This is a genomic window from Achromobacter sp., assembly GCF_050285585.1.
Classification (GTDB): domain Bacteria; phylum Pseudomonadota; class Gammaproteobacteria; order Burkholderiales; family Burkholderiaceae_B; genus Achromobacter.
In genome coordinates, this window is the sequence record NZ_JBLZXF010000008.1 from 24,629 (window position 1) to 38,249 (window position 13,621).

Annotated in this window: 13 protein-coding genes; 10 read left to right on the forward strand and 3 right to left on the reverse strand. The window is 66.6% G+C overall.

Translation table 11 applies throughout. The features are described 5' to 3' along the window. Positions 1 to 2: 2 nt before the first annotated feature. The 3 genes from ACN6PJ_RS13200 to ACN6PJ_RS13210 form a co-directional block, all read right to left on the reverse strand. Complete coding sequence (locus ACN6PJ_RS13200; protein ID WP_427996323.1) at positions 3 to 2,834, reverse strand: ATP-binding protein; 2,832 nt, start codon at positions 2,832 to 2,834, stop codon at positions 3 to 5. A 95-nt stretch (positions 2,835 to 2,929) separates the two neighbouring features. Beyond that, on the reverse strand, positions 2,930 to 3,580 hold the full coding sequence (locus ACN6PJ_RS13205; RefSeq protein ID WP_427996324.1) for a response regulator: 651 nt from the start codon (positions 3,578 to 3,580) through the stop codon (positions 2,930 to 2,932). 124 nt (positions 3,581 to 3,704) lie between these two features. Further along, positions 3,705 to 3,950 carry a hypothetical protein gene (locus ACN6PJ_RS13210; protein ID WP_043544623.1) on the reverse strand — a complete coding sequence of 82 codons (246 nt, stop codon included), beginning with the start codon at positions 3,948 to 3,950 and terminating at the stop codon, positions 3,705 to 3,707. A gap of 189 nt (positions 3,951 to 4,139) precedes the next feature. Here ACN6PJ_RS13210 and ACN6PJ_RS13215 point away from each other — a divergent pair, with 189 nt between their 5' ends. The 10 genes from ACN6PJ_RS13215 (at position 4,140) to ACN6PJ_RS13260 (ending at position 13,502) form a co-directional block, all read left to right on the forward strand. After that, entirely contained in the window at positions 4,140 to 5,264 is a 1,125-nt protein-coding gene (locus ACN6PJ_RS13215) for a cupin domain-containing protein (RefSeq protein ID WP_427996325.1), read from the forward strand. An 88-nt stretch (positions 5,265 to 5,352) separates the two neighbouring features. Continuing rightward, entirely contained in the window at positions 5,353 to 6,264 is a 912-nt protein-coding gene (locus ACN6PJ_RS13220; RefSeq protein WP_427996326.1) for a fumarylacetoacetate hydrolase family protein, read from the forward strand. 49 nt (positions 6,265 to 6,313) lie between these two features. Next, on the forward strand, positions 6,314 to 7,507 hold the full coding sequence (locus ACN6PJ_RS13225; protein WP_427996327.1) for an ABC transporter substrate-binding protein: 1,194 nt from the start codon (positions 6,314 to 6,316) through the stop codon (positions 7,505 to 7,507). Beyond that, on the forward strand, positions 7,504 to 8,418 hold the full coding sequence (locus ACN6PJ_RS13230; protein ID WP_427996328.1) for a branched-chain amino acid ABC transporter permease: 915 nt from the start codon (positions 7,504 to 7,506) through the stop codon (positions 8,416 to 8,418). The genes ACN6PJ_RS13225 and ACN6PJ_RS13230 overlap by 4 nt, the downstream gene beginning before the upstream one ends. Next, positions 8,415 to 9,401: a branched-chain amino acid ABC transporter permease gene (locus ACN6PJ_RS13235; RefSeq protein WP_427996329.1), complete on the forward strand. Its 987-nt coding sequence runs from the start codon at positions 8,415 to 8,417 to the stop codon at positions 9,399 to 9,401. Before ACN6PJ_RS13230 ends, ACN6PJ_RS13235 begins: the two co-directional genes overlap by 4 nt. Then, entirely contained in the window at positions 9,391 to 10,161 is a 771-nt protein-coding gene (locus ACN6PJ_RS13240) for an ABC transporter ATP-binding protein (RefSeq protein ID WP_427996330.1), read from the forward strand. Before ACN6PJ_RS13235 ends, ACN6PJ_RS13240 begins: the two co-directional genes overlap by 11 nt. Continuing rightward, entirely contained in the window at positions 10,148 to 10,840 is a 693-nt protein-coding gene (locus tag ACN6PJ_RS13245; protein ID WP_427996331.1) for an ABC transporter ATP-binding protein, read from the forward strand. Before ACN6PJ_RS13240 ends, ACN6PJ_RS13245 begins: the two co-directional genes overlap by 14 nt. A 77-nt stretch (positions 10,841 to 10,917) precedes the next feature. Next, positions 10,918 to 11,679 carry a GntR family transcriptional regulator gene (locus tag ACN6PJ_RS13250; RefSeq protein ID WP_427996332.1) on the forward strand — a complete coding sequence of 254 codons (762 nt, stop codon included), beginning with the start codon at positions 10,918 to 10,920 and terminating at the stop codon, positions 11,677 to 11,679. Further along, the gene (locus ACN6PJ_RS13255) at positions 11,672 to 12,556 is read left to right on the forward strand and encodes an alpha/beta hydrolase (RefSeq protein WP_427996333.1); all 885 of its coding nucleotides are present in this window, start codon (positions 11,672 to 11,674) and stop codon (positions 12,554 to 12,556) included. Before ACN6PJ_RS13250 ends, ACN6PJ_RS13255 begins: the two co-directional genes overlap by 8 nt. 31 nt (positions 12,557 to 12,587) lie before the next feature. Beyond that, complete coding sequence (locus ACN6PJ_RS13260) at positions 12,588 to 13,502, forward strand: LysR family transcriptional regulator (protein ID WP_427996334.1); 915 nt, start codon at positions 12,588 to 12,590, stop codon at positions 13,500 to 13,502. Positions 13,503 to 13,621 lie beyond the last annotated feature (119 nt).

Below are 13,621 nucleotides of genomic sequence, written 5' to 3' on the forward strand. Positions count from 1 at the left end.
ATTCAGTTCAGATCCTCTGCTAGGTCATGCAATGTTTGCGCCAGGGCCAGGATGGGCAAGGGCTTGAGGAGCACCCGGTCCATGCCCGCGTCCAGGCCCAGGCGGGCGGCTTCTGGCGCCGCGCTGGCGGTCAGGCCCAGGATGGCCCCGGCGTAGCCGAGCTTGCGCAGCGAGCGCGCGAGTTCGTAGCCGCCCATCATCGGCATGTTGAGGTCCGTGAGGACGACGTCATGGTCCAGGGCGTTCCAGTGCCTCAGGGCTTCGTTGCCGTTGGAGACCATCGTCGCAGTGCAGCCGAGGTGCTCGAGCTGTTCGCGCAGGATGATCTGGTTGATGACGTTGTCTTCGACCACCATCACGCGCAGCCCTAGCGAAATGCGCTGCACGTGGGCCTGGCCCAGCGCGGGCCGTTCGATGCCGTCCTGGGCCGTGCGCACGGCCCGCCCGATGCTGACCGGATTGAAGGTGCTTGCGATGCCGGTCTTGGACACCGCGGCGACGAGGGTCTCGTGGCCCGAGCCCGGCGCCAGCACGCGCACCCGGCCATGCTTCCAGCGGGGTTCCTGCGGCGCGGGAGGCCAGGCCTGCACGAGCACGGCATCCTCGCATTCGAGCGTGTCCGCGTATCCGCGGTAGGGCATGGCCACCGCGCCCCATTGGTTCAGCCAGGCGCACAGGTTGGCGACGACCTCGGGAACGGCTCCGTCGACATAGACCGGACGCCGGCGCAAGGCGACGGCCGCCGCCGCCGAGGCCGGCGCGTCGAGCGTCACGGTGAAGACGATGCTGGTGCCCAGGCCTTCCTCGCTGACGACGGAGAGGGAGCCCCCCATGAGATCGGACAGCCGCCTGCAGATCGCCAGCCCCAGGCCGGTGCCCGAGATGTCGTGCTCGAGGCCGGCATGCGCGCGGAAATAGGGCTCGAAGAGCTGGGCCTGGGACGCCGCGGGAATGCCCACGCCGGTGTCCGCGACCTGGAACCGGAGCGAGATGCGGCCATGGCCCGGGGTCGCCGCGGACGCCCGGACCACCACGCGGCCGGCTTCGGTGAACTTCACCGCATTGCTGACGAGATTGTTCAGGACCTGGAGGATCCGGGTGGGGTCTCCGAGGACGGTCATGGGCACGTCGATGTCGGTGACGGCATAGATGAGCAGCCCCTTGCCTTGCGCCCGCGCAGCGTAGTTGGCGACGACGCGCTCCAGGATGTCGGCGGGCGAGAACTCGGCGATGTCCAGTTCCTGGCGCCCGGCTTCGATGCGCGACAGGTCCAGGGTGTCGTTGATGGTGCGCAGCAAGGTCGAGGAGGATTGCTGGATGGTGTTCAGGTACTGCTGCTGCTGCTGGCCGCTCAGGCCCGTCAGCGCCAGGAGCTCCAGCGTGCCGACGATGCCGTACAGGGGCGTGCGGATTTCATGGCTGATCGTGGCGAAGAACATGGTTTTCGCCTCGCTGGCCTTGTCGGCCGCCTGCTTGGCCTTCCTGAGCGTGCGCTCGATCTCCTTCTGGCTGGTGATGTCGCTGATGCCGCAGAGCACGACGTCCTCGGATTGGTAGGACATGGCGGCGAACGTCAGGCAGACGCTGCGCCCGTCTGCCAGCGTGTACTCGCGGCCGCCCGTTGCGGTGGTGGCGTGGCGGATGTCCTCGCGCCAGCCGTCGTGCTCGTCGAGCAGGCGCCGGGCGGCTTCGTTGGACATGATCAATTCGCCGTCCGCGCGGCGGACCAGGCTGAGCCCGACCGGCGCGACCTCGATGATCTTGTCGTTGAGCGCGACGCTGTCGGCCAGGGCCTGGTACTGCCGCAAGGCGGGCTGGACGAGCTTTTTCTTGATGTGCCGGACCGCCAGCAACACCACGGCGATCAGCAGCAGACAGACGGCGCCCGAGGTCCAGAATGAGGCCGCGCCATGGCGCAGGACGTCGAGCAGCGGCACGTAGTAGGCGAGCTTCCAGCCGGCTTCGCCCACCGCCTTGACCAGGACCAGGTTTTCGGGGAACCAGGTTCCGCCCTGGAATCCGAACGAATCCTGGCCCAGGCGCGACGCCATGGGGGCGATCATGGTTGGCAGCGGGCCGCCATGCAGGGCCACGCGGCTGTTGCTGTCGTAGAGCGCATAGCTGCCGCTGTCGCTCGCGCATTCGGCCGCGATGACCGCGGCGATGCCGTCGACCTCCAGGCCGACCCAGCTGCGCTCCTGGCCCGTGGTGTCGAGCGGGGTATAGAGGAAAAAGCGGTCCACGTCGTCCATGGGGGGGCGCAGCCAGACGATGGGCGCGCGGCCGTCGGGACCGGGGACGGGATCGCGCATGGCGAGGGTTTCCGACAGCCAGCGTTCGGTGCTGTGCGAGATGGGCGCCGCCCGCCGCCGCGTTTCCAGGGGCAGGCGCTGCGCGGCGGCCTCCTCGGCCGGCGCGTAGACGATGCGCGCGTTGGCAGCGGCCACGTCGGCGCGATCCCGGGGCGTCAGGATGAGCGCCCATTCATAGCTGTCGTCCTGTTTCGGGAGCGGCGTGACGCTGATCTGCCGGGTTTCTCCGAAGGTGTCCGGCGTGCGTTCGGCCGGCATGCGGTCGGTGTTGCGCACCGACGAGCCGGCGACCGACCTCAGCAGCCCTTCGCGCTGGTCGAAAAAGACCTGCGCGTTGTAGGCGGCGGCATTCATCCGCCGCCGGTACCTGGAGACTTCGTCGCTGAACGACCAGTACAGGGATAGCGCGGTCCCCACCAGGATGCACGCAAGCAATGCTACGGCAAACAGGTGCAGCAGAAGCATGGGCAGGCCGGGCGCGGCGGGCCCCGGCTTCCGGAAGAGGCGGGGAGCGACAATCATGTAACGATGATAGGAGTCGCATCCGTCTCAAAAAACCAGAGGATTCTTAAAAGTGAGGCCGCGGCGAGAGCCGCGCGCATGGCCGGCCCCGGGGCCTATTGGAACAGCCCGCTTTCCATGCAGAAGGCAACCAGCTCCTGATCTGTCTGCACGTTCAGCTTGCGCATGGCGGAGGCTTTCTGGCCGCTGATGGTCTTCACGCTGCGTTTCAGGTTTTCGGCGATTAGCGTGACCGTTTCCCCGCGCACGAAATGCCGGAGCACCTCGAATTCCTTGGGCGACAGGCTATTGATGCAATCGCCGATGGGGTTGCGCTGGACGCCCGCCAGGTGGTCGCGCCCGAATCCGGGCGGATAGTATTTTCTTCCAAGGCGCAGCATGGACAGCGCGGTGACGATTTCGGCCAGGTTGTCGCGCTTGAGGACCACGGCGGCAACGCCCGCGTCGTAGAGGGCCGAGATGATCATCGGATTGGACACCATGGTCAGCACGACTATCTGCAGGTCGGGGTGCCGACGTACCAGATATTTGATCAGGCGCATGCCATCGCCGTAGGCATCGTCGCCCGGCATGGAATAGTCCGTGATCACCACGTTGGAGTGGTTTTTTTCCAGGTGCGAGATGAGATCGGTCGAGCTGGAGACGGCTCCCGTGACCTCGACGTTAAGGACCGTGTCCAGGAGATCGCGTATGCCCACCAGAACGAGGGGATGGTCGTCCGCGAGGACAATTCGAAGTTTATCCATTGAGGAAGCAGAAAAGCGGCGTGCAATGGGACGCCTGGCCCATCGCAAATTCTGCATCAAGACGTGGACTTAAGCTAGGAGCGCTACGGCGGAAGGGCCGCCCGGGAGGGCGGCCCTTCCGCTTTCAGTCGTCCAGCGCGGGCACGGTTCCGATCTGGGCGAGGATGCGCGGCGATTCCATGTCGCCGGTTTCCTTGTCGATCAGGACCTCGTAGGCGGCGACGCCCGCGAATTTGGAGGCCATGGAATTCGCGATCCGGATGGCTCCGAATTCGCTGCTGGCGGGGCGGATTTCGCCAGGAGCCACGCCATTGGCGGCGGCACGATAGGGAACGACGATGTATTGGACGAGATGAGCAGCTTCTGACACAGGATTCTCCTGGACGGCAGTTTTTTCGGGCGAGCGAAATGTATCACAAGGTACTGTATTTTTGTACAGTATTTTTTAGCGCGATTTTCGACCGCCCTGGGAAAACCCCTAGCGCCCGCTCGTTGCCCGATTTTCCGCTCGCCCCTATTATTTTCGAAAATACGTGAATTTTTATAAAAGAGGCAAGGGATGGAAGCGAACCGCTACGATGCGTACCGCGAGGAAACCATAGGCCGCGCCAATGTGGCCGACTCGCCCGAGCTGGTTGCCTACTACAAGGAGCTGGCTCGCCTCGAAACCGGCGCCCTGTGGACGGTGGCGAACAAAATCGAGCCGTGGGCGCCGCGTTCGGCGTCGGTGCCGGTGGTGTGGCGCTACCAGGACCTGCGCGCCCATGTCTTGCGTTCCGCCGAGCTGGTTTCCCCCGAAGAGGCGGGCCGGCGCGTCATCTACCTGAACAACCCCGGCCGGCGCGACGTAGCCGCAGCCGTGGGCTGGCTGTATTCGGGCCTGCAGGTGATGAAGCCCGGCGAACTGGCTTCCGCCCACAAACATTCGCATTCGGCGCTGCGCTTCATCATGGAAGGGCGCGGCGCATTCACCGTGGTGGACGGCCACAAGATGACGCTGGGCGCGAACGATTTCGTGCTGACGCCCAACGGCACCTGGCACGAACACGGCGTGGCCGAGGACGGTACCACCTGCATCTGGCAGGACGGCCTGGACATTCCGCTGGTCAACGCGATGGAAGCGGGCTTCTACGCCGTGCATCCCGAGCTGAACCAGACCGTGACCTACCCGGTGGACGACACCAGCGCCGCCTGGGGCAATGCGGCCCTCAAGCCGCAGGTGTCCGGTTGGACCAAGCCGTATTCGCCGCTGTTCAAGTACGAATGGGAGCCCACCTACGAGGCGCTGCGCCGTTATGCGCGCACCACCGCCGGCAGCCTCTACGATGGCATCCTGCTCGAATACGTCAACCCCGCCACGGGCGGCCCGGTCATGCCCACCATCGGCGCCAGCATGCAGTTGCTGCGGGCCGGCGAGCACACCAAGGCCCATCGCCATACCGGCAGCTTCATCTACCAGGTGGCCAAGGGCAGCGGCTACTCCATCATCGACGGCAAGCGCTATGACTGGACCGAGCGCGACATCTTCTGCGTGCCTTCCTGGGCGATCCACGAACACGTCAACCTCTCTTCCAACGACGACGCCTGCCTGTTCAGTTTCAACGACCTGCCCGTGATGCGTTCGCTGGCGCTTTACCGCGAAGAAGCGGTCAAGGAAAACGACGGCCACCAAGTGCTGATCTAGCGCCGCCTGTTCCCTTATTGAATCTTTTCCGCCGCGCGGGCCTCGTCCGCGCGCTTGACTCAACTCGTCCTGAATTTATGGAGTTCCTATGCGCTTGGTGACTTTTCGCGCTCATCCCACCGCCGCCGCCCGTCTGGGCGCGCTGGCCGAAGGCTATGTCATCGATCTGGCCCTGCTGGGCCGGGCCGGCGGCGTGGACCTGCCTGACGACATGCTCGCGTTCATCGACCTGGGGCCCGTGGCCGTGGCGCAGGCGAGCAAGCTGATGGAGGCCTATCGCGGCGCATGGCCCGTGGGCACCGCGCTGCCGCAGGAAAACGTCAAGCTGCTGGCGCCGATTCCGCGGCCGCGCAAGAACATCTTCGGCATCGGCCTGAACTACGTGGAACACGTGGCGGAATCCAGCCGCACGCTGGACACCTCGGCCGACCTGCCCAAGCAGCCGGTGATCTTCTCCAAACCGCCCACCTCCGTCATCGGTCCGGGCGATGCCATCGAGCACAACGCCAAGATTACGCAGCAGTTGGACTGGGAAGTGGAGCTGGCCGTGATCATGGGCCGCCGCGCCTCGCGCGTGGCCGAAGCCGATGCGTTGTCCTATGTCTTCGGCTACAGCGTGATGCTCGACATGAGCGCTCGCGATTGCCGCCGCGCCGGCCAGTGGATTTATTCCAAGGGCCAGGATACCTACGCGCCGTTCGGCCCCTGCATTGTGACCGCCGACGAGATCCCGGACCCGCAGGTGCTGGACCTGTGGCTGACGGTCAATGGCGAGAAGAAGCAGGGCTCCAACACGCGGCACATGCTGTTCAAGGTGCCGTTCCTGATTTCGGATATCAGCGCCGGCATCACGCTGGAACCGGGCGACATCATCGCCACCGGCACGCCGGAAGGCGTGGGCGCGGGCCGCAAGCCGCAGGAGTGGCTGTGGCCGGGCGACGTGGTGGTGGCCTGCGTGGAAGGCATCGGCACGTTGCGCCATCCGGTGGTGGCCGTTTAAAGCGCCCGGCCGCCGGGGCGGCGGGCAACGCAATCTCCTAGGGGAAAACATGATCAAGACACAGATACTGGGCGGCGCCGCCGCCGCGTTGTCCGTCGCGCTGGGCGCCGCGGCGTTCATGGGACCGGCACACGCCGCGGAACCGGTCAAGATCGGCTTCATCGCCACCTTGTCCACGCCGGCGGGCTACATCGGCGAAGACGAGCGCGATGCATTCAACCTGGCCATCAAGCAGGGCGGCGGCACGCTCGGCGGCGTGCCCGTGCAGCTGGTGATCGAAGACGACGGCCTGAAGCCCGCCAACGCCAAGCAGGCGGCCGATCGCCTCCTGCAATCCGGCGTCAGGCTCTATACCGGCGTGAACTTCTCCAACGTGCTGGCGGCGGTGGTGCCCAGCGTGGTGAAGTCGGGCGCATTCTATGTCAGCCTGAATCCCGGCCCGTCGAACTTCGCGGGCGAAAAGTGCGATCCCAATTATTTCGTGGCGTCCTACCAGAACGACGCCTTCCACACGGCCGGCGGCGTGGCGGCCAACGAACTGGGCTACAAGCGTGTCGTGCTGCTGGCGCCCAACTACCAGGCCGGGCGCGACGCGATCGAAGGTTTCAAGCGCACCTACAAGGGCGAGGTGGTCACCGAGATCTACACCAAGCTCGACCAATCGGACTTCTCGGTGGAGCTGGCGCGCCTGCGCTCGCTGGCGCCCGACGCCATCTACCAGTTCCATCCGGGCGGCACGGGGATCAACTTCGTCAAACAGTATGCGGCGGCCGGACTGAGCAAGAGCATCCCGATGCTGATGCCCAGTTTTTCGATGGACGCGCGCATGATCAAGGCCACGGGCGATGCCTCCGCTGGCGCCTACATCACCGGTATCTGGTCGCAGGACTTCGACAATGCGCAATCCAAGGCCTTCGTGCAGGCGTTCAAGGATGCCTACGGCCGCGCGCCGACGGATTACGCGATGCAGGCCTACGATACCGCGCAGTTGATCGGGGCGGGCCTGAAGGCCACGGGCGGCGACCTGTCCAAGGCGGCGGAGTTCCGTGCCGCGCTGCGCAAGCCCGAGTTCGCGTCCCTGCGCGGCAAGTTCAGTATGAACACCAACCAGCATCCGATCCAGGACCTTTACCTGATGCGCATCGAGAAGGGCAGCGACGGCACCCTGTCGCCGCACCTGGTCCGCAAGCTGGTGTCCGATGACAAGGACGCGTACGCGCAACGCTGCAAGATGCCGTCATGACGCTCCTGTTCGAACAGCTGCTCAATGGGCTGCAGTTCGGCGCCATGCTATTCATGCTGGCCGCCGGACTGACGCTGATCTTCGGCATCATGGGCGTGGTCAACCTGACGCACGGGTCTTTCTACATGGTGGGGGCCTACTGCGCGGCCTATGCCATCGGCACCACCGGCTCATTCCTGGCCGGTGTGCTGGCGGCGCTGCTGGGGGCAGGCCTGTATGGCATATCGGTCGAAGTGGTGGTGATACGCAAGCTGTACAAGCGGGACCACCTGTACCAGGTCCTTGCCACCTTCGGCTTGCTGCTGTTTTCCAACGAGGCGGTCAGCCTGATATTCGGCCGGCGCCCGCCGCTGGTGGGCATTCCCACGTTCCTGGAGGGCGCAGTGACCCTGGCGCCGGGATTCCAGTATCCATTGATCCGTCTGTCGTTCATCGCCATCGGCGCGCTGGTCGCCGTGGGGTTGTGGTGGCTGGTCAATCGCACTCGGATAGGCATGCTGATCCGAGCGGGCGCCGATGACCGCGAAATGGTCGACGCGCTGGGGGTGGACATCCGCAAGCTCTATACGCTGGTGTTCGGCCTGGGCGCATTGCTGTGCGGACTGGCCGGCGTCATGGCCGCGCCGCTGCTGGCGGTGGAAATCGGCATGGGCGAACGCATCCTGATCACCACCTTCGTGGTCATCGTGATCGGCGGGGTGGGTTCGGTGCGCGGCGCATTGGCCGGCGCGCTGCTGGTGGGCATGGTGGACAGCATGGGACGGGCCTTTCTGCCGCAGTTGCTGTCGACCATGTTCTCGCCGGCGACAGCGGACCCGCTGGCGGCGGGCCTGGCTTCGGCCAGCATTTATGTGTTGATGGCGATCGTGCTGATCGCCAGGCCGGGCGGCTTGTTCCCGGCGCGAGGATGAAGATGGCATACACACTCACGAACCGCGCCCGCTGGGGGCTGGGCGGGCTGGCGGTGCTGATCCTGCTGCCGGCTGCGGCGCTGGCCTCGGGCTCGCCATTCCTGATCGGCGTGGTGACGCGCTTCCTGATCTACGGGCTGGCCGCGGTCAGCCTGGACCTGGTGATCGGCTACGGCGCCATGGTCAGTTTCGGCCACGCCATGTTCTTCGGGCTGGGCGGCTACGCGGTCGGCATCATCGCCTTCCACACCGCTGAGGCCGGCCCTATTTTCGGCTGGGCGGGCAGCAACGCGGCGCTGGTGGTGTGGCCCATCGCGCTGGCCGTGTGCGCGCTGGCTGGCTGGTTGTTCGGCTATCTGGCGCTGCGCACGCGAGGCGTGCAGTTCATCATGATCACTCTGGCGTTCGGGCAGATGGTGTACTTCGTCCTGGTGTCCCTGCAGTTCTATGGCGGTGACGACGGCTTGATGATTTCGCAGCGCAACGAATTGCCGGGCATCGATCTGGAAAGCCCCATGGTCTTCTACTACCTGTGCCTGGCGGTGCTGACCTTGTGGACGCTGCTGTGCATCCGCGTGACCAACTCGCGCTTCGGCATGGTGCTTCAGGCGCTGCGCCAGAGCGAGCGGCGCGCGGTGAACCTGGGCGTGGCGCCCACGCCCTATCGGCTCAGCGCATTCGTGCTGTCGGCGGTGGGCACGGGCCTCGCCGGCGTGCTGTGGGCCAATTACGCCGGGCTGGTGACGCCCGACATGGCGGCCTGGACCAAGTCCGGAGAACTCATGGCCATCGTGATCCTGGGGGGCGTGGGCACTCTGCTCGGGCCGATCGCGGGCGCGGCGGTGTTCTTGGGGCTGGAGCAGATGCTGTCTTCGCTGACCGAGCACTGGCTGCTGTACATGGGACCCATCCTGGTGCTGGTGGTGCTGTGGGGCCAGAAGGGATTGTTCGGAAAATTGCTGGAGACGCGCCATGCGGACTGATGCGGGGGCAAGCCTGCTGCGGCTGACGCAGCTGCGCAAGGCCTTTGACGCGGTGGTGGCGACCAACGGCGTGGACCTGGACGTGCGCGCGGGCGAGATCCACGCCATCATCGGCCCCAACGGCGCGGGCAAGTCCACCTTGATCGCGCAGATCTGCGGCGAGATCCGGCCGGATTCGGGCACCATCCACCTGAACGGACAGGACGTGACTGCGTTGCGCGCCTTCGAGCGCGCGCGCCTGGGGCTGGGCCGCTCGTTCCAGATCACCGAGTTGTGCCAGGAGTACACCGCGCTGGAAAACGTGATCCTGTCGCGCATGCTCAAGGGCGGCCGCGCTTTCCAGGCCTGGTCCGATCCGCGCCACGACGCGGCGCTGAAGGCCGAGGCCATGCGCTGGCTGGCGCACGTGGGGCTGGAAGACCGCCGCCACGCGCGTTCGGCGGACCTGGCGCATGGCGAAAAGCGGCAATTGGAGCTGGCGGTGGCGCTGGCGCGTTCGCCGCGGCTGTTGCTGCTGGATGAGCCCATGGCGGGCATGGGGCCCGAGGAATCGGCGCGCATGACACGGCTCTTGCAAGGCATGAAGGGCGACTACGGCATCCTGCTCGTGGAACACGACATGGATGCGGTGTTCGCGCTGGCCGACCGCATCAGCGTGCTGGTGTACGGCCGCGTGGTGTTCAGCGGCTCGCCCGAGGAAGTGCGCCGCCATCCGGAGGTGCGCGCGGCCTATCTGGGAGAAGAACATGTTGAAGGTTGAAGGGCTGACCGGCGGCTACGGCTCCAGCAAGGTCCTGTTCGGCATGTCGTTCGAGGCGAATGAAGGCGAAGTGATTTCGCTGATCGGGCGCAACGGCATGGGCAAGACCACCACGATCAAGACCTTGATGGGCATGTTGCCCGCCACCGGCGGCGCGATGCAGTTCCGCGGCCGGACGCTGGGCCGGTCCGCGCCCAGCGGCGTGGCCAGGCTGGGAGTGGGGCTGGTGCCGGAGGGGCGGCGCGTGTTCGGTTCCCTGACGGTGCAGGAGAACCTGGTGGCGACCTCGCGCGCCGCGCCGGGCGGATGGGACCTGGAACGCGTCTACACGCTGTTTCCGCGGCTGAAGGAACGCCGCGGGCAGTCGTCGCGGACCCTGTCCGGCGGCGAGCAGCAGATGCTGGTGGTGGGCCGCGCGCTCATGACCAATCCCAAGCTCTTGATCCTGGACGAAGCGACCGAAGGACTGGCGCCGCTGATCCGCCAGGAGATCTGGCGTTGCCTGCGGGCATTGAAGGCCGAGGGCCAGACCATTCTGGTCATCGACAAGAACCTGCCTGAAATGGCGACGCTGGTGGACCGCCACTACATCGTCGACAAGGGCCGGGTGGCCTGGTCGGGCCAGCCGGCCGAGTTGTCCGCCCAGCCCGAGCTGGCGCAGCGCTACCTGGGCATATGAGCGGGCCGGACGGCGCGAGTAGAATGGGCCGCCTGCGCGCGGATCGGCGCCTTGGCCGCTGACATCTGGAGACCATCTTGAAGCCTAGAATCAAAGCTTCCCGCCAGGACGATCCCGGATCGGACGGGAGCGCCGGCGTCGAGGAAATTACGCTGTCCGAGCAGGTCTACCGCCTGCTGCGGCGCGACATCATGCGCGGCGCTTTCGCGCCGGGCCAATCCCTGCGGCTGGAATTGCTGAAACAGCGCTACGGCAGCAGTTTTTCGCCCATCCGCGAGGCGCTCAACCGGCTGCGCAGCGAACGCATGGTCATCAGCACGACCTCGCGCGGCTTCAGCATTGCGCCCTTATCGGTCGAGGAAATGTGGGATGCCTGCGAAACGCGCATCCTGATCGACTGCGACGCGTTGCGCCGTTCGCTCGCCAACGCGGATGACGCCTGGGAAACGCGCCTGGTGGGCGCCTATCACGCGTTGACGCTGGCCGCGCAGCGCGCCGACGGAGCCTCCGAACCCTCGGAAGAGCTGGAAGAGTTGCTGGAGGCGCGCCACCTGGAGTTCCACCATGCCCTGATCGGCGCGTGCCGCTCCAATTGGCTGCTGGACCTGTCCACCCAGCTCTACGCGCAGACCGAACGCTACCGGCGGCCCGCGCGGGCCGGCGCCACGGCCTACGGGCCGGAGCGCAACGTCGACGACGAGCACCGCCAGTTGCTGGACGCCGCGATTTCGCGCGACGTCGAAGGTTCGGTCGCCATGCTGGCTGCGCACTACCGCAAGACCGCGCAGTTCATCGAACGCATCATTTCCCAGCCCCAATCGCAGGCCCGGCATGCATAACCACGACATCGACCTTTTCTTCCCCACCATCGCCGAGCGCGAGGTGCAGTACAACGCGCGCGAATCGGTGCCTGATTTCGATGCCTGCGTGCGCCGCTATGCCGAATCGTCTGCCCGGGTGCGCACGCGCCGCCCCGGTGTGCTGGACCTGCGCTACGGCATGGGCCAGGACGAAAGGCTGGACCTGTTCCTGCCGGCGGCCTCGCGGGCGCCGGCGCCGCTGTTCGTGTTCATCCACGGCGGCTACTGGCGCGCGCAGCGCAAGGAAGACGCACCCGTCATGGCCGAGGCCTTCAACGCCGCGGGCGCTGCGGTGGCTACCCTGGAATACACGCTGGTGCCCGAAGCGACGCTGGGCGAGGTGGTGCGGGAAGTGCGTTCCGCCGTGGCCTGGCTATACCGCAACGTGGCGGCCTACGGGGTGGATCCCGACCGGATCTACGTCAGCGGGAGCTCGGCGGGCGGACATCTGGCGGGCATGCTGGTCACGCCCGGCTGGCCGGCGCGCTATGGCGTGCCCGACGACGTGATCAAGGGCACCCTGGCCCTCAGCGGGCTGTTCGACCTGCGGCCCCTGTGCGACATCCTGCCGAACACCTGGCTGCAACTGACGCCCGAACAGGCGGCGCACCAAAGCCCGATCTTCCATCTGCCCGAACGCGCGGGTCCGATGCTGCTGGCGGTGGGCGGATTGGAGACCCAGGGCTTCAAGAACCAGACGGCCGCGTACGAGTCCGCCTGGAATGCCGCGGGGCTGGCATCTGCCCGCATTCCCACGCCGCACTGCAATCACTTCGACCTGGTCAACGAACTGGAAGACCCGGACAGCGACCTGACCCGCGCCACCCTGGCGATGATGGGGCTGGGCGCCAGGTGAACGGCGGGCCGATGGCGTAAGCTCTACGTCCATGGCCGACCTGAAACTCCTAGAAGACCTGATAGCCCTGGCGCGCACCGGCAGCTTCGTGCGCGCTGCCGAGCTGCGCCATGTGACCCATCCCGCTTTCGGCCGGCGCATCCGCGCGCTGGAGGCCTGGGCCGGCGCCCCGCTGGTCGAGCGCCAGCGCCAACCGGTGGTCCTGACGCCCGAGGGTGAAGCCTTGCTGAAGACGGCGGCCCAGGTGGTGGAGCAGATGGGGCAGGTGCGCCACCGCATCCGCAGTTCGAGCGCGGGGGGCGAGGCCGTGCTGCGCATCGCCACCGGCCGCAGCCTGGCCCGCACGCTGGTGGCGGACTGGATCGCGCGCTTGCGGCTCCGGGCGCCCAAGGTGCTGGCCGAGGGCACCCAGGTTGAACTGTCCACCGGCATGATGCAGGACATGGCGGCGCGCCTGGAACAGGGCAGGGTGGACCTGTTGTGCTGCTACGAGCACCCCGCGCTGTCGGTGCAGCTGAGCCCCGGCAGGTACCGATACATGACGCTGGGGACCGACAAGCTGGTGCCCGTGAGCCAGACGGATTCGCGCGGGCGCGCGCGCTACGTCCTGCAGGAAGGCGGACTGGCCGCGCCGCTGATCACCTATGCGGGCGGGCTGGCCATGGAACGCATCGTGGGCGACCGCCTGGAAACCACGCCGTATTCGCTGACACCGTTCCTGCGCAGCGATTCGCTGGACGCCGCGCACGGCGCGGTCGCCAAGGGGCTGGGCGTGGCGTGGCTGCCCTGGTCCATGGTGGCGGCGGACTGCCGCCGTGGCGCGCTGGCCGCCCTGGGCGGGCGCAGCGATGAAATTGCCTTCGAGGTGCGGCTGTACCGTTCGCGCGCCCGCCTGGCGGACCTGGCCGAAGCGGTCTGGGAAGCCACGGCGAACCGCAAGGCCTGAGTGGCCCGTAGGCAAGCGCAATCCCGCCCTGGGCTGAATTGGCACTGGAATGTGTCGATTCGGCACGGGCTGGTCCGCCCGGGAGGCCGAGAATAGCTCCCGACACTTCAAACGAGACG

Coding starts and splice junctions, on each gene's coding strand:
- ACN6PJ_RS13200 (WP_427996323.1), bottom strand. CDS start 2,834: ATGATTGTCGCTCCCCGCCTCTTCCGGAAGCCGGGGCCCGCCGCGCCC.
- ACN6PJ_RS13205 (WP_427996324.1), bottom strand. CDS start 3,580: ATGGATAAACTTCGAATTGTCCTCGCGGACGACCATCCCCTCGTTCTG.
- ACN6PJ_RS13215 (WP_427996325.1), top strand. CDS start 4,140: ATGGAAGCGAACCGCTACGATGCGTACCGCGAGGAAACCATAGGCCGC.
- ACN6PJ_RS13220 (WP_427996326.1), top strand. CDS start 5,353: ATGCGCTTGGTGACTTTTCGCGCTCATCCCACCGCCGCCGCCCGTCTG.
- ACN6PJ_RS13225 (WP_427996327.1), top strand. CDS start 6,314: ATGATCAAGACACAGATACTGGGCGGCGCCGCCGCCGCGTTGTCCGTC.
- ACN6PJ_RS13230 (WP_427996328.1), top strand. CDS start 7,504: ATGACGCTCCTGTTCGAACAGCTGCTCAATGGGCTGCAGTTCGGCGCC.
- ACN6PJ_RS13235 (WP_427996329.1), top strand. CDS start 8,415: ATGAAGATGGCATACACACTCACGAACCGCGCCCGCTGGGGGCTGGGC.
- ACN6PJ_RS13240 (WP_427996330.1), top strand. CDS start 9,391: ATGCGGACTGATGCGGGGGCAAGCCTGCTGCGGCTGACGCAGCTGCGC.
- ACN6PJ_RS13245 (WP_427996331.1), top strand. CDS start 10,148: ATGTTGAAGGTTGAAGGGCTGACCGGCGGCTACGGCTCCAGCAAGGTC.
- ACN6PJ_RS13255 (WP_427996333.1), top strand. CDS start 11,672: ATGCATAACCACGACATCGACCTTTTCTTCCCCACCATCGCCGAGCGC.
- ACN6PJ_RS13260 (WP_427996334.1), top strand. CDS start 12,588: ATGGCCGACCTGAAACTCCTAGAAGACCTGATAGCCCTGGCGCGCACC.